The 20,381-nt window shown below is 73.3% G+C and carries 25 protein-coding genes; 12 read left to right on the top strand and 13 right to left on the bottom strand.

Annotated features, from left to right (window positions below; genetic code table 11):
- Window positions 1-102: 102 nt before the first annotated feature.
- Window positions 103-555: an Lrp/AsnC family transcriptional regulator gene (locus AC4BDD_RS29195; RefSeq protein ID WP_490688470.1), complete on the bottom strand. Its 453-nt coding sequence runs from the start codon at window positions 553-555 to the stop codon at window positions 103-105.
- Window positions 556-709: 154 nt separating this feature from the next.
- Between AC4BDD_RS29195 and AC4BDD_RS29190 the strand changes: the two genes are divergently transcribed.
- The 3 genes from AC4BDD_RS29190 to AC4BDD_RS29180 all read left to right on the top strand — a co-directional run bounded on the left by AC4BDD_RS29190 (window position 710) and on the right by AC4BDD_RS29180 (window position 3,421).
- Complete coding sequence (locus AC4BDD_RS29190; protein ID WP_490688469.1) at window positions 710-1,678, top strand: NAD-dependent epimerase/dehydratase family protein; 969 nt, start codon at window positions 710-712, stop codon at window positions 1,676-1,678.
- Window position 1,679: 1 nt separating this feature from the next.
- Window positions 1,680-2,564, top strand: coding sequence for an aldo/keto reductase (locus tag AC4BDD_RS29185; RefSeq protein WP_490688468.1), 885 nt, complete (start codon window positions 1,680-1,682; stop codon window positions 2,562-2,564).
- Window positions 2,565-2,629: 65 nt separating this feature from the next.
- Window positions 2,630-3,421 carry an N-acetyltransferase gene (locus AC4BDD_RS29180; protein ID WP_490688467.1) on the top strand — a complete coding sequence of 264 codons (792 nt, stop codon included), beginning with the start codon at window positions 2,630-2,632 and terminating at the stop codon, window positions 3,419-3,421.
- 195 nt (window positions 3,422-3,616) lie between these two features.
- Here the strand turns inward: AC4BDD_RS29180 and AC4BDD_RS29175 are convergent, their stop codons facing one another.
- Window positions 3,617-4,033 (bottom strand): hypothetical protein, encoded by a 417-nt coding sequence (locus AC4BDD_RS29175; RefSeq protein ID WP_490688466.1) that lies wholly within the window; start codon window positions 4,031-4,033, stop codon window positions 3,617-3,619.
- A 152-nt stretch (window positions 4,034-4,185) separates the two neighbouring features.
- On the opposite strand from AC4BDD_RS29175, the gene AC4BDD_RS29170 reads away from it, so the two are divergent.
- Window positions 4,186-4,926, top strand: a complete 741-nt coding sequence (locus AC4BDD_RS29170; RefSeq protein ID WP_490688465.1) for an SOS response-associated peptidase — start codon at window positions 4,186-4,188, stop codon at window positions 4,924-4,926.
- Between the two features lie 102 nt (window positions 4,927-5,028).
- Here AC4BDD_RS29170 and AC4BDD_RS29165 read toward each other — a convergent pair whose 3' ends face one another.
- Entirely contained in the window at window positions 5,029-5,949 is a 921-nt protein-coding gene (locus tag AC4BDD_RS29165) for a LysR family transcriptional regulator (protein WP_490688464.1), read from the bottom strand.
- A gap of 114 nt (window positions 5,950-6,063) precedes the next feature.
- Here AC4BDD_RS29165 and AC4BDD_RS29160 point away from each other — a divergent pair, with 114 nt between their 5' ends.
- A complete protein-coding gene (locus AC4BDD_RS29160) occupies window positions 6,064-6,492 on the top strand; it encodes a tautomerase family protein (RefSeq protein ID WP_490688463.1) in 429 nt (142 codons plus the stop codon).
- Here AC4BDD_RS29160 and AC4BDD_RS29155 read toward each other — a convergent pair.
- The gene (locus tag AC4BDD_RS29155; protein WP_490688462.1) at window positions 6,485-6,691 is read right to left on the bottom strand and encodes a hypothetical protein; all 207 of its coding nucleotides are present in this window, start codon (window positions 6,689-6,691) and stop codon (window positions 6,485-6,487) included. The two genes, AC4BDD_RS29160 and AC4BDD_RS29155, sit on opposite strands and share 8 nt — an antisense overlap.
- A gap of 141 nt (window positions 6,692-6,832) precedes the next feature.
- On the opposite strand from AC4BDD_RS29155, the gene AC4BDD_RS29150 reads away from it, so the two are divergent.
- From AC4BDD_RS29150 to AC4BDD_RS29140, 3 genes are all read left to right on the top strand, one after another.
- Entirely contained in the window at window positions 6,833-8,191 is a 1,359-nt protein-coding gene (locus AC4BDD_RS29150; protein WP_490688461.1) for a helix-turn-helix domain-containing protein, read from the top strand.
- A 92-nt stretch (window positions 8,192-8,283) separates the two neighbouring features.
- Window positions 8,284-9,759 (top strand): membrane-associated oxidoreductase, encoded by a 1,476-nt coding sequence (locus AC4BDD_RS29145; RefSeq protein ID WP_490688460.1) that lies wholly within the window; start codon window positions 8,284-8,286, stop codon window positions 9,757-9,759.
- Between the two features lie 49 nt (window positions 9,760-9,808).
- Window positions 9,809-10,030: a hypothetical protein gene (locus AC4BDD_RS29140; RefSeq protein WP_490688459.1), complete on the top strand. Its 222-nt coding sequence runs from the start codon at window positions 9,809-9,811 to the stop codon at window positions 10,028-10,030.
- Between the two features lie 107 nt (window positions 10,031-10,137).
- On the opposite strand, the gene AC4BDD_RS29135 is transcribed toward AC4BDD_RS29140, so the two are convergent.
- The 3 genes from AC4BDD_RS29135 to AC4BDD_RS29125 form a co-directional block, all read right to left on the bottom strand.
- Complete coding sequence (locus tag AC4BDD_RS29135) at window positions 10,138-11,004, bottom strand: NmrA family NAD(P)-binding protein (protein ID WP_490688458.1); 867 nt, start codon at window positions 11,002-11,004, stop codon at window positions 10,138-10,140.
- A gap of 52 nt (window positions 11,005-11,056) precedes the next feature.
- Window positions 11,057-11,518, bottom strand: a complete 462-nt coding sequence (locus AC4BDD_RS29130) for a hypothetical protein (protein ID WP_490688457.1) — start codon at window positions 11,516-11,518, stop codon at window positions 11,057-11,059.
- 118 nt (window positions 11,519-11,636) lie between these two features.
- A complete protein-coding gene (locus AC4BDD_RS29125; RefSeq protein WP_490688456.1) occupies window positions 11,637-12,158 on the bottom strand; it encodes a MarR family winged helix-turn-helix transcriptional regulator in 522 nt (173 codons plus the stop codon).
- Window positions 12,159-12,507: 349 nt separating this feature from the next.
- Here AC4BDD_RS29125 and AC4BDD_RS29120 point away from each other — a divergent pair, with 349 nt between their 5' ends.
- Entirely contained in the window at window positions 12,508-12,738 is a 231-nt protein-coding gene (locus AC4BDD_RS29120) for a hypothetical protein (protein ID WP_490688455.1), read from the top strand.
- Window positions 12,739-12,913: 175 nt separating this feature from the next.
- Here the strand turns inward: AC4BDD_RS29120 and AC4BDD_RS29115 are convergent, their stop codons facing one another.
- Complete coding sequence (locus AC4BDD_RS29115) at window positions 12,914-13,135, bottom strand: hypothetical protein (RefSeq protein WP_490688454.1); 222 nt, start codon at window positions 13,133-13,135, stop codon at window positions 12,914-12,916.
- A gap of 90 nt (window positions 13,136-13,225) precedes the next feature.
- Window positions 13,226-13,690: a nitroreductase/quinone reductase family protein gene (locus AC4BDD_RS29110; RefSeq protein ID WP_490688453.1), complete on the bottom strand. Its 465-nt coding sequence runs from the start codon at window positions 13,688-13,690 to the stop codon at window positions 13,226-13,228.
- 71 nt (window positions 13,691-13,761) lie between these two features.
- Between AC4BDD_RS29110 and AC4BDD_RS29105 the strand changes: the two genes are divergently transcribed.
- Window positions 13,762-14,115 carry a MerR family transcriptional regulator gene (locus AC4BDD_RS29105; protein ID WP_490688452.1) on the top strand — a complete coding sequence of 118 codons (354 nt, stop codon included), beginning with the start codon at window positions 13,762-13,764 and terminating at the stop codon, window positions 14,113-14,115.
- Between the two features lie 37 nt (window positions 14,116-14,152).
- On the opposite strand, the gene AC4BDD_RS29100 is transcribed toward AC4BDD_RS29105, so the two are convergent.
- A complete protein-coding gene (locus tag AC4BDD_RS29100) occupies window positions 14,153-15,316 on the bottom strand; it encodes a mechanosensitive ion channel family protein (protein ID WP_490688451.1) in 1,164 nt (387 codons plus the stop codon).
- A 175-nt stretch (window positions 15,317-15,491) separates the two neighbouring features.
- Between AC4BDD_RS29100 and AC4BDD_RS29095 the strand changes: the two genes are divergently transcribed.
- Window positions 15,492-16,769 carry a cupin domain-containing protein gene (locus AC4BDD_RS29095; protein WP_490688450.1) on the top strand — a complete coding sequence of 426 codons (1,278 nt, stop codon included), beginning with the start codon at window positions 15,492-15,494 and terminating at the stop codon, window positions 16,767-16,769.
- Window positions 16,760-17,833 carry a serine/threonine-protein kinase gene (locus tag AC4BDD_RS29090; RefSeq protein WP_490688449.1) on the top strand — a complete coding sequence of 358 codons (1,074 nt, stop codon included), beginning with the start codon at window positions 16,760-16,762 and terminating at the stop codon, window positions 17,831-17,833. Before AC4BDD_RS29095 ends, AC4BDD_RS29090 begins: the two co-directional genes overlap by 10 nt.
- Here the strand turns inward: AC4BDD_RS29090 and AC4BDD_RS29085 are convergent.
- The 3 genes from AC4BDD_RS29085 to AC4BDD_RS29075 are packed head-to-tail and all read right to left on the bottom strand — an operon-like array spanning window position 17,754 to window position 20,377.
- Entirely contained in the window at window positions 17,754-18,596 is an 843-nt protein-coding gene (locus AC4BDD_RS29085; protein ID WP_490688448.1) for a hypothetical protein, read from the bottom strand. The two genes, AC4BDD_RS29090 and AC4BDD_RS29085, sit on opposite strands and share 80 nt — an antisense overlap.
- The gene (locus AC4BDD_RS29080) at window positions 18,593-19,006 is read right to left on the bottom strand and encodes a hypothetical protein (RefSeq protein WP_490688447.1); all 414 of its coding nucleotides are present in this window, start codon (window positions 19,004-19,006) and stop codon (window positions 18,593-18,595) included. Before AC4BDD_RS29080 ends, AC4BDD_RS29085 begins: the two co-directional genes overlap by 4 nt.
- A gap of 36 nt (window positions 19,007-19,042) precedes the next feature.
- Complete coding sequence (locus tag AC4BDD_RS29075) at window positions 19,043-20,377, bottom strand: YcaO-like family protein (RefSeq protein WP_490688446.1); 1,335 nt, start codon at window positions 20,375-20,377, stop codon at window positions 19,043-19,045.
- Between the last annotated feature and the right edge of the window lie 4 nt (window positions 20,378-20,381).

Genomic DNA, 20,381 nt, shown 5'->3' with positions numbered 1-20,381 from the left:
CCGTACAACCGCGGACGGTCCGAGGTCATTTCCGATTCGCCGGAATGTGACCTGATCGGCGTACGCCTGCGGAGGGCTCCCTTCCGCCGCCGGCACGACCGCTCAGTCGGTGAGTGGCAGCAGCACCTTGCGGGCGATCGGTGAGGAGAGGACGACCGAGGTGGTGGTGCGGCCGAGGACGGTGATCTCGGCGAGGATCTCCTCCAGATGCGCGGTGTCGGCGACGCCGGCCTTGAGGATCCAGCAGTCCTCGCCGACCACGTGATGGGCCTCCAGGATCTCGGGGCGTTCCAGCAGCTCCAGGGTCCGGGGGTGGTGCAAGGTGTATCCGGCGTGGGGGTTGACACGGATGAACGCCTGGATGGCGTAGCCCAGCCGGGCGGGAGCGACGTGTGCGCCGTAGCCGGTGATGACGCCGTTTCCCTCCAGGCGGCGCAGCCGGTCGGAGACGGCGGCGGGGCTGAGGTTCACCCGGCGGCCGAGCTCACTGAGGGTGATCCGGCCCTCCCGCTGCACCAGGGCGAGCAGGTGCCGGTCCACGTTGTCGCAGGGCACCGAGGATTCGAGGGCCGACGTGCGTGACCGCCGTGGTTCTTTCGGTATGGACGGCGTATCTCCCATGAATCCCCCTTCAGTGCGTGGCCCGCAACCGTAACACTGGTGACTGTTGGCGGAAGTTGCCGCCCTGGGAACTGGTGGAAGAAGGCACATGCAAAGGGTCTGCGTCATCGGCGGGAGCCGCTATTTCGGAAAGCGGCTCATAAAGCGTCTGCTGACGGCCGGCATCGAGGTGACGGTGGTCAATCGCGGCTCCTCGGCGCCGCCGTCGGGGGCGGTTCATGTGGTGGCCGACCGGGATGACGAGGGTGCGCTGGCCGCGGCGCTCGGTGACCGGACTTTCGATGTGGTGGTGGACCAGGTCTGTTACACCCCGCGCCAGGCGGATATCGCGCGGCGGGTTTTCGCGGAACGCACCCGGCGTTATGTGATGACGTCCACGATCGAGGTGTACGAGGCGCTGGACGCGGACCGGCCGGTGGACGAGGCGGCGGTGGACACCGCGGCGTGGCCGGTGGATCCGGAGCTGCCCTGGGGTGACGCGGCGTTTGTGGAGAGCCATTACGGCGAGGGGAAGCGGCAGGCGGAGGCGGTGTTCACCCAGCGGGCCCCCTTCGACTTCGTCGCGGTGCGCACCGGCCATGTACTCGGCGGCGATGACGACTTCACCGGGCGGCTGGACCACCATGTGCGGCGGATCCGGGCGGGTCGGCCGGTCGCGGTGCATGAGGTGAACCATCCGTCGACGTATATCCATGTCGAGGAGATCGCGGATTTCCTGTTCTGGGCGGCGGGTGCGGAATTCACCGGGCCGGTGAATGCCTGCTCGCACGGCGAGTTGAGCACCGCGGATATCTGCGCGGAAATCGCGGCGCAGTTGGGGAAGGGAACCGCGGTGTCCTTCGTGACCGTGGACGGCGGATCCGGCGGAGTGGACGGAGACGGCGGAGAAGGCGGCGGGGGTGCGGAGATCTCGCCGTTCTCGTTCGCACGCCGGTATGGCATGGACAATTCCCGGGCGACCGGGCTGGGTTTCGGCTTCGCACGGTGCGCGGAGTGGCTGCCGGCGGCGGTCGCGGACAGCCTCGGTGCGGGCAATGAGCGACGGAAGGACGGCTGAGATGCGGTATCGCACGATCGGCGGGGTCTCGGTCGGCGCCATCGGTCTGGGCGCCATGCCGCTGTCCATCGAGGGCAGGCCGGACGAGGCGCGGGCCTTCGCCACCCTGCACGCGGCACTGGACGCCGGAGTCACCCTGCTGGACACGGCCGACTCCTACCACGAGCCGGGCTCCGACCCGGGCCACAACGAGGTGCTGATCGCCCGGGCGCTGGCCGCGTACGGTGGCGACACCAGCGAGGTGCTGGTGGCCACCAAGGGCGGGCGCGGGCGTCCCGCCGACGGCTCGTGGACGGTGGACGGGCGTCCGGAGCATCTGCGCCGGGCCTGTGATGCCTCGCTGTCCCGGCTGGGGGTGGAGGCGATCGGGCTGTATCAACTGCACAAGCCCGACCCGAACGTTCCGTACGAGGAGTCGCTCGGGGCGTTGCGCGAGCTGGTCGACGCGGGCAAGGTCCGGACGGCGGGCGTCTCGAACACCGACTCCGCGCAGATTCTGCAGGCCCGCGAGATCCTCGGCGAGCATCTGGTGTCGGTGCAGAACGCCTACTCCCCGGCGGTCCGGGACAGCCTGCCGCAGCTGCGGCTCTGCGCGGAGCTGGGGCTGGCGTTCCTGCCCTGGAGTCCGCTGGGCGGCATCTCGCGCAGTTCGCTGGACGGTCCCTCCGGGCCGGAGGGCGCGGCGCCGGCGCGGAGCCCCTTCCACGCCGTCGCGCGGGAGCGCGGGGTGAGTCCGCAACAGGTCTGCCTGGCCTGGTTGCTGGCCGCGTCACCCACGGTGATACCGGTGCCAGGCGCGAGCCGTCCCGCCTCCATCCGCGACTCTGCGGGCGCAGCCGAGCTGGTGCTGGACGCGGCGGAGCTGGCGGCGCTGGACGCCGGTTAGCACCGATTACCCCGACAGAGAAAACCCGTTGTCACGGCGGGGGCGCTGTGACAACGTGCCCCGCCGTGACAGAGAACGACGGAATCGAGATCACCTCGCTCGCCGAGCGACCGGAGCTGACCACCCGTGTCCACGAGATCGTGGACACCTGGCCGGTCTTCGTGCAGCACGATCTGGTCGCAGGAGCCTTGTGGAGCCGGGTGGTTGAGGACTTCCCGCAGTACTGCGTGGTGGCGACGGACGGCGACCGGGTCATCGCCCGGGGCCTCAGCGTGCCCTTCAACGCGGAGCTCGACGGCCGCGAGGAGATGCCGGAACGCGGATGGGACCGGGTGCTGGTGTGGGCCTTCCGCGACCTGCGGTACGGGAACGCGCCGACAGTGGCCAGCGCGATCGAGATCACGCTGGACTCCGATTACCTGGGACGCGGCCTGTCCTACCGCATGCTGGCCGCGATGCGCGACGCGGTCGGCCGCCAGGGCCACGACGCGCTGCTGGCGCCGGTCCGCCCGAACGCCAAGCACCTGGAGCCCGGTGTCCCCATGGCCCATTACATAGGCCGGCTGCGCGCCGACGGGCTGCCGGCGGACCCGTGGCTGCGCGTCCACGTCAAGGCCGGCGGCAGCATCGAGAAGATCGCTCCCGCGTCGATGACGATCAGCGGGTCCCTGGAGGAATGGCGGCACTGGACCGGCCTCCCCTTCGACCGCGACGGTGAGGTCGAGGTGCCCGGTGCTCTCGTCCCGGTGGTCTGCGACACCGCGCATGACCGGGCGGTCTACGTGGAGCCCAACGTATGGGTCCGGCATATTGCGCGCCCTGCCACCACCGGAGAGCCGTCGGCTTCGGACGGCTGAACGACGGGGCAGGCGCGGGAGGGTGTGCGGCCGCTCTCCGCGGCGGGGCGGTGCCGCCCCCGCAGACCGCTCGCGGCCCCCACGCACTCTCCAGGGACGCGATATGGCCGGCGGACCTCAACGGCCCGCCGGCCATGCGCTGTCGGTGCGGCCCGGCCCGGGAGCCCGGCCTGATCCCGGTGGTCCGACCGCGGCTCAGACGCCGAGGCCGTCCTCGTCCTCCTCCTCGTCGTCGTCGCTGCTGCTGCTTCGGTCGCCGCCACTGTCGCGGTCGCCGGCACTCTCGCGGTCGCTGAGGCCGCCGACGTCGCCGATGCCGCCGATGTCGTCGTCATCGGTGACCGGAGTGGCCTGGCGGCCGGAGGAGTCAGGGGCCTCCTGACGGTCGGAGGCGTCGGGGGCCTCCTGACGGCCGGAGGGGTCAGAGGCGTCGGAGGAGTCGGAGCCGTCGGCCTCGGCGGGGGCGTCGGACTCGGCTTGGGCGGGAGACGCGGAGACGGCGGGGGCGGGGTCACTGGCCGCGGGCCCGGGGGCCGCCGTGGCCGAACCGGCGAGCCCGGCCACGCCCAGGGCCGCCATCAGGAAAGCTGCAGCGATCTTTTTCGTGTCCATATCGCCCACCATGCGATCAGATCCGATCAAAATCACGCTCCAATGAAGCATGATCGAGTGAAATAACACCTTCGGGTGACATTCCCAGAAGATCGGGAAAGTCGCTCGCCCGGCTCGCCCGATGGGCGGTGGCCGCGTGGCACGGTGGAGGCATGTGCGGCCGATACGTCTCCACCCGCAGCCCGCAGGAGCTGGCCCGCTTGTTCGAAGTGGCGCGCTGGAACCCCGAGGAGACTCTCGCGGCGAGCTGGAACGTCGCCCCGACCGATGAGGTGTGGGCGGTGCTGGAGCGGCCCGACCGGGGCAGTGGCGAGGTCCTGCGCCGGCTGCGGCCGCTGCGCTGGGGCCTGGTGCCTTCGTGGGCCAAGGATCCGAAGATCGGCGCGCGGATGATCAACGCCCGGGTGGAGTCCGTCGACAGCAAGCCCGCCTACCGCACCGCCTTCGCCCGCCGCCGCTGCCTGTTGCCTGCCGACGGCTTCTACGAGTGGCAGACGGTCAGGACCGGCGGCGCGACGCCCCGCAAGCAGCCGTACTTCATCAGCCCGGAGGACGGCGCGGTGATGGCGATGGCGGGACTCTACGAGTTCTGGCGGGATCCGCAGGTCGCCGAGGACGACCCGGCCGCCTGGTGGGCGACCTGCACGGTCATCACCACCGGGGCCGAGGACGCGGCCGGCCGGATCCACCCGCGGATGCCGCTGGCCCTGGCCCCGGACGACTACGACGCCTGGCTCGACCCCGCCCACCAGGACCCACGGGAGCTGCGCCGACTGCTGACCACTCCCGCCGGTGGCCGCCTGAACGCCCGCCCGGTGTCGGCCGCGGTGAACAACGTCGGCAACAACGGCCCGGAGCTGCTGGCGGACGCGGCCCCGGACGCCGGCGGCTGACGCCGCGCCGGCCGGCAGGCGGGTGAGCGGTGACCCGGCGTCAAGCCGTGCCGGAGCCGGACGGGAGCGCCCCGAGCGGGCGGAGCGGACGGGGAGGGTTCGTCAGTCGGGACGTGGCGCGCCCTCCGGTACGACCACGGGCGGATACGGGGACAGGGTGCGGGCCAGGTGGCCGACAGCCGACTCGGCAAGGGCGCGGACCGCTGGGTGCCAGGGCCGGGCCCGGGGCCCGGCCAGCACCAGGCGGCGTGAGATCCCCGGCTCCAGCGGCAGCAGGACCAGGTCGGGCGGGATCAGCGAGCGGGAGACCTCGGACAGCACGGTCACCCCGATGCCGGCCTGCACCATGCTGATCAGCGTCGCCAGGTCCCGTACCCGGTGAGCGGGGGTGAAGCGCAACCCGGCCAGGCTGTGGAGGGTGCGGATACGGGCCTCGCAGCCGTTGGGCGAGATCAGGAACCGGTCGTCCTCCAGGTCGCGGATGTCGACGAACGGCTCGCCCGCCAGGGGATGGTCCCGGGGCAGCACGGCCCGGTAGTGGTCCTGGGCGAGCTGGATGCCCGGGCCGGGCGGAGGGTCGATCAGCACCGCCGCGTCGGCCACCCCGTCCTCCAGCCAGGCCGCGACCTCGGCGCTGTCGCCCTCGAAGACCCGCACCGTGATCCGCGGCTGGTCCTCGCGCCAGTGCCGGAGCAGGCTCGGGACCAGCCCCTGGCAGACGGTGGGGGTGGAGGCCAGCCGCACGGTGCCCGTCATGGTCTCGCCGGCATCGAGGGCGATCCGCTCCACGGACCGGGCCGCCGACAGCGCGCTGCGGGCGTGCGGCAGGACCCGCTCGCCAAGCGCCGTGGTACGCACCGGCGCGGCGCGGACCAGCAGCGGGGCGGTCAACTCGCGTTCCAGGGAGGCGACGGCGTGCGACACCGCGGATTGGCTCATGCCCAGCTCGGCGGCGGCCGCGCTGAAGCCGCCCGCGTCGACAACGGCGACGAAGGCCCTCAGCTGAGGGATGTTCACAGTCATGCGCCCGCCTCATACATCCATGACATCCATGCGTTGGATCAATGCTGCCAGGTCAGCCAGGCTTGCCGTGCCGCCGACCCCGGCGGACGCCCGAGAAGCAACCCCAGGAGAGCCATGCCGTACATCCGGGTCACCGTGACCGACCCCCGCCTTCCCGCCGACGTCCAGCGTGCCCTCGCCGAGGGGCTGACCGGACTCGCGGTCTCGGTCCTGCGCAAGTCCGGCGCGCGGACCATCGTCCACCTCAACCTGGTGCCGGCCGCCGGCTACTTCATCGGCGGCAAGCCGCTGACCGGCGGCCGCGACGCGCACGTGGAGGTCAGCATCACCGCCGGCACCAACAGCGCCGCGGAGAAGGCCGCCTTCATCGCCGCCGCCGGTGAGCTGCTCGCGGACATCCTCGGCCCGCTCCCCCGGGCCGGGGTCGCGCTGCACGAACTGCACCCGGAGAGCTACGGCTACCAGGGGGTGACCCAGTTCGACTTCTACCGCCGGGCCGAGGAGGCGCCCTCCGGGACAGGCGGCCGCCACCTCGTCAGCTGAGGAGGTCGGCAACGGTGGTGGTGAGGACGGCGAGCAGCGTCAGGGTGCCGGCGAAGGCGACCGCGGCGCGGCTGACGGCGGCCGGGTGGCTGGCGCCGTCGGCGCGGGCCAGGCGGGCAGCGGCGTAGGCGGCCAGCAGCGCGACGATGACCGCGAAGGCCACGGCCATCAGTACGACAGCGGCGATGGGCAGGTACATGGGGCTCCGTTCCTCGGTGTCGACCCTCGGTGTCGACCACGGCGGTGTGTCGGTGACCTTTTCCGATTCGGGTGTTCGCAGGGGCCCGGGCGGACGAAGATGAACACCGGCGAACACCGGACACACGGTTCGGAGGCGAGGGTGGAGACGGAACGGGGGCAGCACCTGGCGGCGCTGCGCGAGCAGCTGCGGCAGGCGCAGGCACGGCAGGGGCTGACGAAGACGCAGCTGGCGCGCCGGACGGGGCTGGGACGGACCACGATCAGCCAGGCGTTCAGCGACAATCAGCGGCCCCCCAGCCAGGCGACGGTGGCGGCGCTGGCGAAGGCCCTGGCACTGGACGCGGGGCCGCTGCTCCTGCTGCTGCGCGAGGACTCGGCCGACCCGCCGCCCGCCCCTCCGCCCGACCCGCCGGCGGAGCCGGGGCGGCCCACCGGTGAGCCGCACCACCGCCGCTCGCGGGTGCCTGGGCTCCGGTGGCCGCCGCGCCGGTTACGCCGGCCCCGCGCGGTGACGGCCCTCGCCGCGGCCGTCGTGGTGCTGGCGGTCATGGCGCTGATCGACCCCTTCGGCTGGTGGAGCCGGGGCTCTGGCAACGAAGGCGGCGGAGGGTCGCCGAGCGCGGGGCCGGCGGCCGTCCTGGGCGACGTCCGCGAGGCCGACCCCTGTTCGCTGCTCGACGCCAAGGCGCTCGCCCGCTTCGGCGCCACCACGATGGACACCGACTACGGCGAGTTCGACCGCTGCGATGTCCTGGTGCACCAGGGGGACGACGGCGATGTGGTCGCCGACGTCAATCTCAACTTCGCCAGTGATCCGATGGATCCGGACGCCCGGGCGCGTAGGAAGCGGGTCCGCGGGGTGACCGTCGCCGAGGTGCCGGGAGACGAGGACGAGTGCGTCCGGAACCTCCAGCTCGCCGACGGCAACCAGATCTGGATCGTGGTCGAGGAGACCGACTCCCCGGCGCCCGACCTGTGCGCCCTCGCCCGGGCCGCCACCGACCACGCCGTGAAGGTGCTCGCCCGCGGCCCGGTACCCCGGCGTCCGGCACCGTTCCCCGCCAACTCGCTGGCGCGACAACACGCCTGTGAGCTGCTGGACCCAGCGGCGCTCAGCGTGCTCCCCGGATTCGACGTACGGGATCGGGACCCCGGCTTCGCCGACTGGGAGTGCGACTGGCCAGGCGACGGCGGTGCCGGGGTCTCGCTGGAGTTCAGCCAGGACAACGAGGTGACGGGCTGGGGGCACCGCCGGACGGAGTCCGGGGAAGGGCGGCCGACCAGGCTCGACGGCAGGCGCGGCTATGTGGCCCCCGGCGACGGCGGCGACCACACCTGCGTGGTAGGGACCGAGCACCGCGCCTACACCGACGCGGCCGGCGAGCCCACCGTCGAGCTGCTCCTGCTGACCGTGGACGGACCGCAGCCGGAGGAGGAGCTGTGCGAGACCGCCGAGGCGCTCGCGACCGCGGTCGCCAAGAGACTGCCGAAGCCATGAGTCCGGCGCCGAGGCCGCGGCCGGCCGTTGCGCGCTGCGGCAGACCCGCCCGGCGTTGACAGTGCGAACACCCCCGCGACAGCATCCTGCCGGTGGAGATCAACGACCTGACGCCCGCGGAACGCCGCGTATGGGAGGCGTTCCCGCTCGGGGAGGGCGTCGACTTCCGGGCGAGCCCCGACGACGACCCGGGGGCCGGCGCTTCATGGGGCCCGGAGCGGACCGTTCGCGCCGAGGTGCTGCGGGCGCTGCTGCTCGACGGGCCGTTACGGGACGGCGAGATAGCGGGGTTGAAGGTGTGGGGCGCGCGCATCACCGGAGAGCTGAACCTCAAGTACGGCGCGATCGGCCATCCGGTGCGGCTGCGCTCCTGCCACTTCGACAACGCCCCGGACATGTACGGGGCGCAGCTGCGCGTACTGGCCCTGAACGACTCGGTCCTGCCAGGGCTCACGGGCGGACACCTCCACGTCGACGGGGTGCTGCGCCTCACCTGCTGCCGCTTCAGCGGCCCGGTGAAGCTGGCCGGGGCGCAGATCTCCGGTGCCGTCTTCCTCAACGGGGCCCACCTCGGCGATGCCGGCTCCGCGGAGCCGCCCGAGGAACCGGTTCTCCAGCTCAACCACGCGGAGATCGGCACCGACCTGTGGGCCCCCGACCTGGTCGCCCACGGCCAGATCCGGCTCAACGGCGCGACCGTCGCCGGACAGATCACCCTCAACGACGCGCGGGTGTGCTCCCCGGGCGGCACGGCGCTCCAGGCGGAGACCCTCAGCGTCGGCACCGACCTGCACGCGATGCGGCTGCGCACCGATGGCAGGGTCGATCTGCGCGGGGCCCGAATCAGCGGTCAGCTCAACTTCGCCTATGCCGAGCTCTCCCACCCGGACGGGGTCGCGCTACGCGTCAGCAGTTGCGTCGCGGGCGAGATGTGGCTGCGCGAGGCGAAGCCCATCGTCGGCACCATCAACCTCCGCCGCGCCCAGTTCGACGTCCTGTACGTCCCACCGGAGGTCTGGCCGGATGAGGTCAAGCTCGACCGGCTCACCTACGGCTCGCTGTTGCCGCATCTGCCCGCCGCCGAGCGTCTCCCGGTGCTGGAGCGCGAACGCGCCGGATACGTGTCGTACTCCTACGAGCAGCTGGCCGCCGCGTACCGCACGGCGGGCGACGAGGCCGCGGCCCGCACCGTCCAGCTCGCCAAGCTCCGCCGTCACCGCCGCACCCTGCCCTGGTACGCCAGGGTCTGGGGCCACCTGCAGGACGCGACCGTCGGCTACGGCTTCCGTCCGATGCGCGCCGCCGGCTGGCTGCTGGCCCTGCTGCTCCTCGGCTCCCTCGCCTTCGCCGTGGAGCATCCGGCCCCGCTGAAGGCCGACGAGGCTCCCGGCTTCAATCCCGTCTTCTACACCCTCGATCTGCTGGTGCCGATCATCGGCTTCGGGCAGGAGGCGGCCTTCGCGCCCGGAGGCTGGTACCAGTGGCTCTCGTATCTGCTGATCGTCACCGGCTGGACCCTGGCCACGACGATCGCGGCGGGCATCACCCGCTCCCTGAGCCGCCAGTAGCGCAAAAATCCGGTACCGGCGGCTTCGTGGCCGGTCCTAGTATCCGGCCATGCCCAGACCCAGCGGATTCCGCTACACACACCGTGCCGACGGCACCGTCGTCATCACCCACCACAACCGGGCCGCCGGGACACTGCGCGGTGCCCGCGCCACGCGATTCCTCTCCGAGGTGGAGTCCGGCGACGACCAGCTGGTGATGGCCCGCTGGACCGGGGCGTACAAGCACGGCAACGAACGGGCCGCGCGGAACCATCCGCGGAACCGCGGCTGATCCGGCTCGGCTCGGCCAGCCGTCCGCCGCGGGTTCCGGCGCCGCGGGTTCCGACATCGCGGGGCTGCGGGCGGAGGCTCGATTCTGACAGTCGGTTGGGCGGTCGGTCAGGCGGTCTTGGTGAACGTGTGGAGATGTTCGCGGAGGAAGGTGTGCAGTGTCCTGGCGGGGCGGCCGAGGATGGTCTCGATGGTGTCGTTGGGAGATTCCGGGCGGGCGATGGCCAGTTGCTGGATCTCTACCACGTGGCCGGCGAGCCAGGGCGGCATATGTGCGGTGAACAGGAGGTGGCTGTGGAACTCGCTCGGTGGCAGGTCGATGTAGCGAACGGGGCGGCGGGTCAGCTCGCCGAGTAGACGGGCGAGCTGGGGGTGGCTGAAGGCCCGCGGGCCGGTCAGGGTGTAGGTGGCGCCGGCAAGGCTGGGGCGCAGGAGGGTCTCGGCGGCGACGTCGGCGATGTCTCGGACGTCGATGTAGTTACAGGGTGCCTCGCGCATGGCCCCGATGAGTACGCCCTCGGCGATCGCTGGGGCGTTCAGGAGCAGCTTTTGCATGAATGCGTAGGGCCGGAGCAGCGTAGCCGCCATTTCGGTTGTCGCCAGGTGTTCCTCGACCCGCCAGTGGCTGCGCGAGATGGCCACCGGTGAGGCGGGCTCGGCTGCTGGGGCGGAGAGTTTGACCACGTGCCGTACCCCGCAGTGGGCTGCGGCGTCTATCACGTTGGTCTCCAGCTCGGCTTGACGCGGGCTGTTGGCCATGGCGAGGAACAGTTGCGTGGATCCCTCGAACGCCTCGCGGAGCGTCTGAGGGTCTGCGGCGTCCACACCGACGATCCCGACTGGCGCGTTTGTGCCGACGGCGGCGCGCAGATTGTCGGGCGTACGGCTGACGGCGCGGCAGGGGACTTCGAGTTCGATGAGCCGCCGGAGCAGGGCGCTGCCGGTGGCGCCGGTGGCGCCGACGATGGTGATCACAGTGTGCCTTTCGTGAGTGAGGGGTCTGGAGAATCGGACGGGAAGGGCTGGGTCAGGCCTGTTGCCGGGATGTCGTGCCGTGCCACCGCCAGGTGACGATGGCGGCGGCAAGGCTGGCCGACAGCGGCAGGTCGACCCGCAGCCGCTCCAGCCATCCGGCATCGGGCACCGGTGTGTGCGACGGCAGCCAGTCGGATCCGAACCATCCGGCCAAGCCGGCGATTCCGGCCGCTGTAATGGCAAGTCCGAGAGTGAGTACCGGTCGCGGCGCCGAGGCTGTCCAGCGCCGGGGTCGGCCACGGCGGTGCAGCCACGCGCCGACGACGCAGGCCACCAAGGCCGATGTGGCCCCGATGGAGGTGAAGGCGGCCCTGGTCAGTTCGGGCTGGCCGCTGAGGAATCCGCCGAGCCCGGCGGTGAGCGCGGGGGCCAGGTAGGCGGTCGCGACTTCCTTCCACAGGGTGAACGGACGCGTGGCGAAAACGCGCTGGGCGGTTCCGGGAGGGGGACTCATGTGACTCCTCGAAAATAATTAGCTGGCTAACTAGTTGCTTAGGCGGCTAACTATCAGGGTGTGGAAAAGGGTGCCGCGCGGTCGAGACAGCCGCCCCCGCGCGGAAGTGATGCCGCAGCTATTCGGCAGTCAATGCGCCGATCCGCTGAGTGATCCGATCCAGGAGGTCGAGGAACAGCCCGCGTTCGTCGGCGGCCAGTCCACCGACCAGCGCCTCAAGCCGTGCGAAGTGGTCCGCGGCCATATCGCGCAACCGCCGGCTGCCGCGCGCCGTGAGGACGACCACTGCGCCCCGCCCGTCCTCCGTTGAGGCGCGGCGAGCCACCAGACCCTCTCGCTCCAGGCCAACGACCAGGCCGGTCACTGTGGCGCGCGAGACGCCAAGACTCTTTGCGAGCTGCGACGGCGACTTCTCCCCGTCACCGTCCTCGAGATCCACCAGGAGGCGGTAGCGCCCGGTCGACAGCCCGGAACGCGCAAAGTGCACTTCGGACGCCCGGTCCAGGCGCGCTCCGGCAGCCATCAGGCGCACCGCGACAAGCACCGCCTGCGGGTCGGCCTCAAGCCCGTACCGCGCGATCTGCTTCCGCGCCTGTTCGAGCGTGGGTGCAGCGCCGGGGTTCGCATCCTCGTCACTCATGAGAAGTAATATGGCGGCTAACCATCTGCCAGTCAAGTCGCCGAGAGCCTCGCAGCCGCAGACTCCGGACGCTCCGCCCCCGACTACAGCCCGCCGCGCCCGGGAGCCTCACCGCAGACCTGGTCATCGGCGCCCTGACGGATGCCGACCCTGTCGCCCCGTACGCGGCCGAGGCGGCCGCGGGCGCCCTGGGCGGGCATCGGCTTCGTGACCGGCACTCACCCCTCTGGATGCCCCAACTCGCGGACCGCTCCGCCCTGAAGCAGGCTTCAGGCAAGCTCACCGTGCTCAGCGAAAGGGCGCGGATCGACAGCACACATGAGGCGGTTCTCCCTTGAGATTCAGCAGTTTGCGAGCGGCCCCCGTCCGGATGAGCGTGGGCATGCTCGCCCTCGCCTGTGGCTCCCTCGGCTCCGCCGCGGTCGCGTACGCGCAGCCGTCGGACCTCCCCATCTGCTCGGCCAACCATGGCCTGGCGCGCCTCGACGCGTCCACTCTCGACCAGGTCGCGGTGGACGTCCCCCTGAACACACCGATGGAGCCCACACACGACAGCGCCCCGGCGCGGATGGGCTGTTGAGCAGGTCGCCACACGTGCGGCTTCGCCGGGGTGCCGGGTCGATCCTGCCTGGTCAGGGTCGCGCTGCGAGCCGCTGCGAGCCGATGCCCGCTCGGCCTGGTGGGCGCTCTTCTCCGCGGTTGGGTCCGCCAGTGGCGGGCCCAACCGCGCCTGGGCATACGGCCGTAAGCGCTGGTCACGCGGCCGGTGAGGGCCAGTCCTCCGGGCCGCCGCCGCGCCACTCGATCAGCGCGGTCGTCTCCACCACCAGCTCGTCGACGTCGTCCATGCCGGCTCTGCGCAGGAACTCGGTCACATCGGTGGTCCCGTAGGCCACCCCGAGGAACGTCGTGCCGATGGTGACCTCCCGGCCGCCGGTCGGCAGCGGCGGATGCACGATGACAGACGTTCCGGACATGCCCCCATCGTCGGGCCTGAGCACGGAAGGCGCACCCGAAGGACCGCCGTCCGGGTCAGCCGGCGCCGGGGCGGCGTGCGGCCCGGCCGGTCACCCGGCGGCGGAAGCCGGCACGCGGCGCAGCGCCACCAGGGGCACCCGGCGCCCGGCCGCCTCCGCCCGCGCCCGGAAGTCGGCGAACACCGGCTGCGCCGCGATCTGCCGCCGCCACAGTTCCTCGTAGGCGGCCGGGTCGGTGACCTCTTCGGCGTGTACGCGGAAGCGGTCCGTGCCGGCTTCCACCGTCAGCGCCTCCGGATGGGCGAGGAGATTGTGGAACCACGCCGGGGTGCGGGGATCGCCGCCGTTGAGAGCGAAGACCACCAGCCGGTCGCCGTCCGCCAGATGCACCAGCGGCGTGACCCGTCTCTGCCCGGACCTGGCGCCCGTGGTGGTCAGCAGCAGCAGCGGTACCCCTTCGAACTCTCCGCCCACCACGCCGGAACGGGCACGGAATTCGGCGATCACGCGTTCGTTGAAGGGATTGGGCCGGGCGTGCGTCGCTGTGTTCGTCATGGAGGGAACGCTAGGAGCTCACACCGGTGTGAGGTTCAAGCCGGCCAGGGCCAATGTGAGGTGGATCACGAGTGAAGATCGGTGAACTGTCGCGGGCGACGGGCGTGAGCGTGCGGCTGCTGCGCTACTACGAGGAGCAGGGCCTGCTGGTCCCGGAGCGCACCCCGGGTGGCCACCGCACCTACGGCGACGACGCCCCGAAGAACGTCCGGCGCATCCGCGGCCTTCTCGACGCGGGACTGCCGACGCGGGTCATCCGGGAGGTCCTGGACTGCGTCTGCGGGAGCGACGCCGAGGTCGAGCCCTGTCTGAGCCCGATGCTCCTCGAACAGCTGGACGCGATCGAGCAGCGCATCGAGGAGCTGCGAAGGAGCCGGACGTCCCTGGCGGCGATCGTCGCGGCGAGCGAGGGCCGATCGGCCTAGGGGGTGTTCGGCCGCCTCCGCCTGCCGGAAGAGGGCTCTACGCCACGTCGGCGTTCCGCGCCGCCTCCTCCCGCGCCGGCCCCGGGGCGTCCTCCCGCGGGTGCTCGGGAGACTTCTCCCGCGGGCGCTCGGGAGACTTCTCCCGCGGGCGCTCGGGAGACTCCCGGGGGTGCTCGGGAGCGGGGGCCATGGCGAGGCGCGGCAGCGCGTGCGGGTGCTCCTCGCGCAGCCAGCCGATCAGCCGCTCCCGCACCTCGCAGCGCAGCGTCCATGCGTCGTCGGCGTCCCGCGCCGTGACCAGGGCGCGCACCTGGATGGTGGTGGGGGTGGTGTCGGTGACGGCGAGCCCCCAGTCACGCCCGTCCCAGGCCGGGGAGGCGCGGACGATCTCGTGCAGCTTCTCGCGCATCGCCTCGATGGGCGCGGCGTGATCGAGATGGAGGAAGACCGTGCCGGTCTTCCGCGTGCCGCCGCGCGACCAGTTCTCGAAGGGCTTGCTGGTGAAGTACGACACCGGCATGGTGATCCGGCGCTCGTCCCAGGTCCGTACGGACAGGAAGGTCAGGGTGATCTCCTCGACCGTGCCCCACTCGCCGTCCACCACCACCGTGTCGCCGATCCGCACCATGTCGCCGAACGCGATCGACAGCCCGGCGAACATGTTCCCGAGCGTGGACTGGGCGGCGATCCCGGCCACGATGCCGACGATGCCCGCGGAGGCCAGCATGGAGGTACCGAAGGTGCGCAGCGCGGGGAAGGTCAGCAGTATCGCCGACCCCGCCACCACCCCGACGACCGCCGTCACCACCCGCTGGATCAGCGCCAGCTGCGTGCGTACCCGGCGCACCCGCGCCGGATCACGGGCGCCGGCCGCGTAGCGGGAGTACGTGGACTCCACCACGGCCGCCGACACGCGCACCGCGAGCCAGGCCGCGGCGGCGATCAGGACCAGCGTGAGGATCCGGCCGATGGCCACCGCGTGCTCTTCGGCGATACGCGCCTTGTCGTAGGAGCCGCGCAGCGCCGCCGTGCAGACCAGCGCTCGCAGTGGCGGTCCGCAGCGGCGCAGCAGGCCCCACAACGGGGTCTCGGGGTGCCGGGCGTCGGCGCGCCGCAGCAGCTGGTCGGCCGCCCAGCCCACGAGCAGCGTGATCGCGACCGAGGCGCCGCCGACGATGAGCGGACGGGTGACGTCCTCCATGTACGGGTCCTCCTTCCCTGGTCTGGCACAGTGCGCGTACCCGGTCTGCGCGAAGAAAGCCGGTGAATGTGGCGTGCGCCGGGGCGGCGGGGGCGCCCTGGCAGGGCCGGGGCCACGCCCGTACGCTGAGGCGGTTCGACAACTCTCCTCGCCGGGCCGCGATTCGGGGGTGGGTGTGTCTTCACCGGTGCGCGCGTACGACCTGGACGAGCTGACCGCTCCGCTGGGCGCGGCCGCGTTCCGGCGCGAGCTGATGGGCCGGGCGTTCCGGTTGTTCGCCGACGGTCCCCCCGACCGTTTCGACGCCCTCTTCGGCTGGCGGGATCTCAACGCGCTGCTGTCCTTGCACCGGCTGACGCCGCGCCAGTTGCGGGTGGTGCGCGATGGCCGGCTGGTCCCCGCCGAGGAGTACACGCTGCCCGAGGTGACCCGGCGGGGGATTCCCTGGCATCGGCTGGACGCCCCCGCCCTCACCGCGCTGACGCGTTCCGGCGCGACCCTCGCCCTGAGCGAGGTGGACGCCTTCCACGCCGGGGTGGGGCGGCTGGCCGCGGCGGTCGAGCACCGGTTGCGTGAACGCGTCGAGGTGACCGCGTACGCCGCGTGGCCGGGCTCGTCGGGGTACCGGACACACCGCGATGACCACGACGTGTTCGTGCTCCAGCTCAGCGGCCGCAAACGGTGGCGTCTCCACGGCCGCGCGGACGGGCCGGTGGGGGCCGCGCTGGCCGCCGACCCAGCCAGGGAGGGCCTCGGGGAGGAAGCCGGGGAGGAGGCCGGGGGCCACCCGGGTCCGCGGCTGGCGGATCTGCTGCTGGAACCGGGCCAGGTGCTGTACGTGCCGCGGGGCTGGTGGCACGAGGCACGGGCCGAAGGGGGCCCGTCGCTCCATCTGACGCTGGGCGTGTGGCGGCCCACCCCGGCGGAGCTGCTGAGCTGGCTCGGCTCGGCACTGCCGGACGACCCGGCGCTGGACGTGGCCTACGCGCGCGACCGGGGCCCGGAGGGCGCGGCGGCGGTGCTGTCGCGGCTGCGCGCGGTCATCGACGAGCGGTTGGCCGACCCGGCGCTGCTGGAGGCGTTCTTCACCGCGCGCGACGCCGCCCATCCGGCCCGTACCGCCCTCGCCTTCCCCGTCGCGGCGGCGGAAGGCGCCGGCGCGGTGCTCGGCCCGGCGGCCGGGGTCCGGCTGACGGCCGCCCGGGCGGTGCTGAAGGAGTCGGCGCGGGGGGTGGTGCTGCGGGCGGGTGGTGCCGCGCACGTTTACGACCCGGCGCTGCGCCCCGCGCTGTCCGCGCTGCTGACCGGCCGGACGGTCACCCTGGCCGAGCTGACCGCGAGCGCCGTGGACGCGGCACCGGCAGCGGTCCACGACACGGTCCGCGACCTGCTCACAGCCGGTCTGCTCACCGTCGAGCAGCCCGATCGGCGATCGGAGGAGCGGTGGATCTGACCGACGGCCTGCTGCCGGTCTCGCTCGACCCGCCAGCCGGGCGCATCGCCCTGCGCCCGCTGGCCCGGCACGGCTTCCACGAGCCCTGGTTCGACTACGCCCACCGGGAGGCGAGCGAACCGCCGCGCACCCGGCCGCTGGCGGACCTGCTCGGCTGGGCCGAGGCCGACCGGGCACGCTCCGCCCCGCCGCGGACCGTCCGGCTGATCGCCCACACCACGCGCTGCGGCTCGACCATGCTGGCCAACCAGCTGTCCCTGCGCCCGGGCACCCTCGTCCTCAAAGAACCCCTCTTCCTCCTGGACGCGGCCCTGCACGCCCTGCGGGCCCGGCACCCCGACGAGCGCCGGGCCGCGCTGGAACTGGTGCGCGCCCTGCTGGCGTACTGCGACGCGACAGCCGAGGCCCACGGCCGCCGGCTGGTCGTCAAGCTGACCAGCTGGACGGCGCTGGTGGTCCTCCGCGCGCTGGGCGGCCGCACCGGTCCGGCCCACTGGCTGCTGGTCTGGCGCGACCCGGCCGAGGTCGTGGCATCGGCCAAGGGCTCCCCGCCGAGCTGGGGCGCGCTGCGGAGTGATCCGGCGCTCCGCGCCGCGCTGGGCCTGGGCCCGCCGCGCGGGGGCGGGGCCGAGGGGGACGTGGTGTTCCACGCCCACCTGTGGCGGGCGCTCGTGGAGGCGTTCACCGGTCCCCCGCCGCGGGCCGGCCACGAGACGCCGCTGCGCACCCTGGACTACGCGACCCTCACCGCCGATTCGGCGGGTGCGCTGCTGGCCGCCGAAGGCTGGCTGGGGGTCGGCGGCACCGACGATCTCCCCGACGGCTTCGCCGACCTGTGCGGCCGCTACGCCAAGTCCGCCGACGGCGAGCCCTTCGACCCCTCCGGTGCGCACCACCGCCCCGCCCTCGGCCCGGCCGAACGGTCCGTCGTGCGGGGCATCACCGACCCGGCGCTGCCCCGCCTGCGCGCCGCGGTCCCGCTGCTCACAGCAGAGGGTGCGCGGTGGCGAGCGTCAGCAGGCCGAGCGCCGCGGCCGAGAACGGGACGATACGGCGCGGGCTGATGGCGGTGAACGCCAGATGCGCCGGCACCGCCAGCAGCAGGGTGGGGGCCGCCGGGAGCACCCCCAACGCGCCGAGGCCCAGGCAGAGTTCGCTGACCGCGGTGGAGACGGCGGCCGCGCGGCACAGTGCCGGGAAGGCCCGCCCCTCCAGCAGTGCGGCCAGCACCGGGAGGCTCGGGACCGGCGGGAAGTCCCGGGATCCGGCGGCTGCCTGGCAGGCGTTGTAGGCGAGGTTGTCGACGAGGACCCGCCCGGACATGAAGTGCCGTGACCGCACCTTGCGCACCCCCGCGACCAGGTACAGCTGCGTGGCGAAGAAGGAGGCGAAGGCGCCGGTGGCCGCCGGGGCGGCGGGCGCGTGCACCAGGCGCAGCACCCCGTCGAGGGCCAGCGCGGCGGTGAGCAGCAGCAGGCACACGGTGGTGTAGCGGGCCTGCCGCAGACGCCGCTCCCCGCGGACCAGCCATGCGGCGGCCCCGCAGCACGCCACGGTGGCCGCGGCCGCCCACCGCCCGGGAGCGCCGAACGCGGCGGCGGGCAGCAGCAGGCCCACCACCAGTGCGGGCACCGCCCGGCGGCGCTCGGCCGCCAGCGCCTCGGGCCCGGTCCAGCCTCGCCCCGGGCGGTAGGCCCCGGCGCGCGGGTAGTCGCGCCGGACGGTCCGCGCGTCGAGCAGGACCAGTCCGGCACGCCAGAACAGGGCGATCGCCAGCGCGCACACGCCGACGGCGACGGCCCCGCTCGCCGGGACCTGCCACCTCACGCCGGCCGCCGCAGTTGGGCACAGAGCCGCGCCAGTCCGCTGCCCGGGGGCATCCGGGCGACCCGGAGCCGCCCGCTCACCTCGTCGTAGCGCACCCACCAGTCGCCCTGGGAGCCGATGATCAGCCCCTCGAAGGGGAAGGCGGGGCGGGTGACCTCCAGCAGGCGGCGCAGCTCCGGGACGGTCAGGAAGTGTGCCTCCGGGGAGAGTCCCAGCTCATGGTGGGTGACGAGACGCGGCCGCCGGTCCGCGCTGCCGTGCCGGGTCCACAGGAACCCCTTGGAGGATCCGGAGTACATCCCCCAGGAGAAGGGCCGGTGCGGACCGGTCCGGGCGCCCCATGCCACGAAGCAGGCGAGGAGTGCGAGGGCCAGGGTGACGGCGGCGGTCTCGGCAGACACCAGGGGCATGAGCGTCCTTCGCTGCGGCGGGTGGTGGGGGTGCGGTCAGCCGAGGGGGTGCGGCGGGTGGCCGGGCGCCGCACCGGAGCACGGCGGACCCGCGCGTTCACGGGCGGGCAGACGGCGGGCGCCGGGAGCGACGACCCGCACCACGGCCGGATCACCGTCCACGCCGTCCGGCACTCCCAGCGCACCCGGGGCGCCGGTGCCGACCAGGACGACGTCCTCACCGGTGTGCTCGGCGAGGAGCCTGGCCGGCGACTCCGGCGGCGCAGCCGCTGCCCCGGCCGTCCGCGTCTGCCGCGCCGCCCCCTCCCCCGGCGGCCCGCCGGCCTCACCGGCGCCGACGGCCGCACCGGCGCTTGGGTCGTCCGCGCCGCGGCTCCCGCCTCCGCCGAGGAGCCGGGCGAGCGCGTCCTGCCGGTGGAAGGCGTACAGGGCGTGTTCCAGCGGGCCGTCGAGCATCCGCCAGCCGCCCCGGTCCGCACGCCGCCGGGCCGCTTGGGCGGCGGGCGTCGACAGGCTCCACCGCACCATCAGGGCCTCGAACACCGCCGCCCGCACGGCCGCGTCCGGTGCTGTTGCCGGCTCGGGCACCACGGTCGCCCGCGCCCCGAACGTCTGCCCGGTCCCCCGCTCGCCGTGCAGGCAGGCCAGCACGCACGCCGTCCGGCCCGGGCCCGGCAGCAGCAGGGCCGTCGCCGTGAGTCCGAGCGCCGCCAGCTCGCCCGACAGCGGGAGCCCGCCGTCGCCGGACGCGATGACGGGCCGGCGGCCGCCCGCGTACCAGGCCCGCCACACCAGATCGCGTTCGAGGACTTCGAGCGCCGCGTGGGCCACCGCCGCGTCCCGGGTGCGGTGCGCGGCCACGCCGGCGGAGCCGGGTCGCATCGGCGCGGCGCAGCCGGGAGGTGGGCGGTGCGCGAGGAAGACGGCGCACGCGGGCACGAGCACCTGGCCGCCGCCGGTCAGCGACTCGCCGGGCACCCAGAGCAGGGAGGTCTCCCGCACCGGTGCGGGGCGGGCGGCCAGTTCGGGCCAGGCCAGCGGATCGAGCGCGGGGACGCCGCGGCGGCGCAGCGCGGCGTGGGTGGCGATGACCGCGCGGGGGTCCGCCTCGGCGGCGCGACCGGCGAGCACGTTGTGCACCCGCTCGGTGAGTTCTCCGCGCGCCCGCACCGCCACCTCGGCGCCGTCGGTGCCGGCCGCGGAGCCGATCAGCACGCGCTGACCGCCTGCCGCGTCGTTCGCCGCGAAGGCGGCGGAGCGGACCGCGGTCCGCCCGAACACCAGCCGGGGGAAGTCGGGGTAGGGGGTGAGGAGCTGGACCGGCCAGGGCTCGGCCGTCGGCCCATGGCCGGGGGAACCGCCGCTGCCCATGCCT

This window comes from Streptomyces sp. JLBT605, from assembly GCF_058215555.1.
The sequence above is the reverse complement of the archived record's forward strand: the minus strand, read 5'-3'. Positions and strand labels throughout refer to the sequence as shown.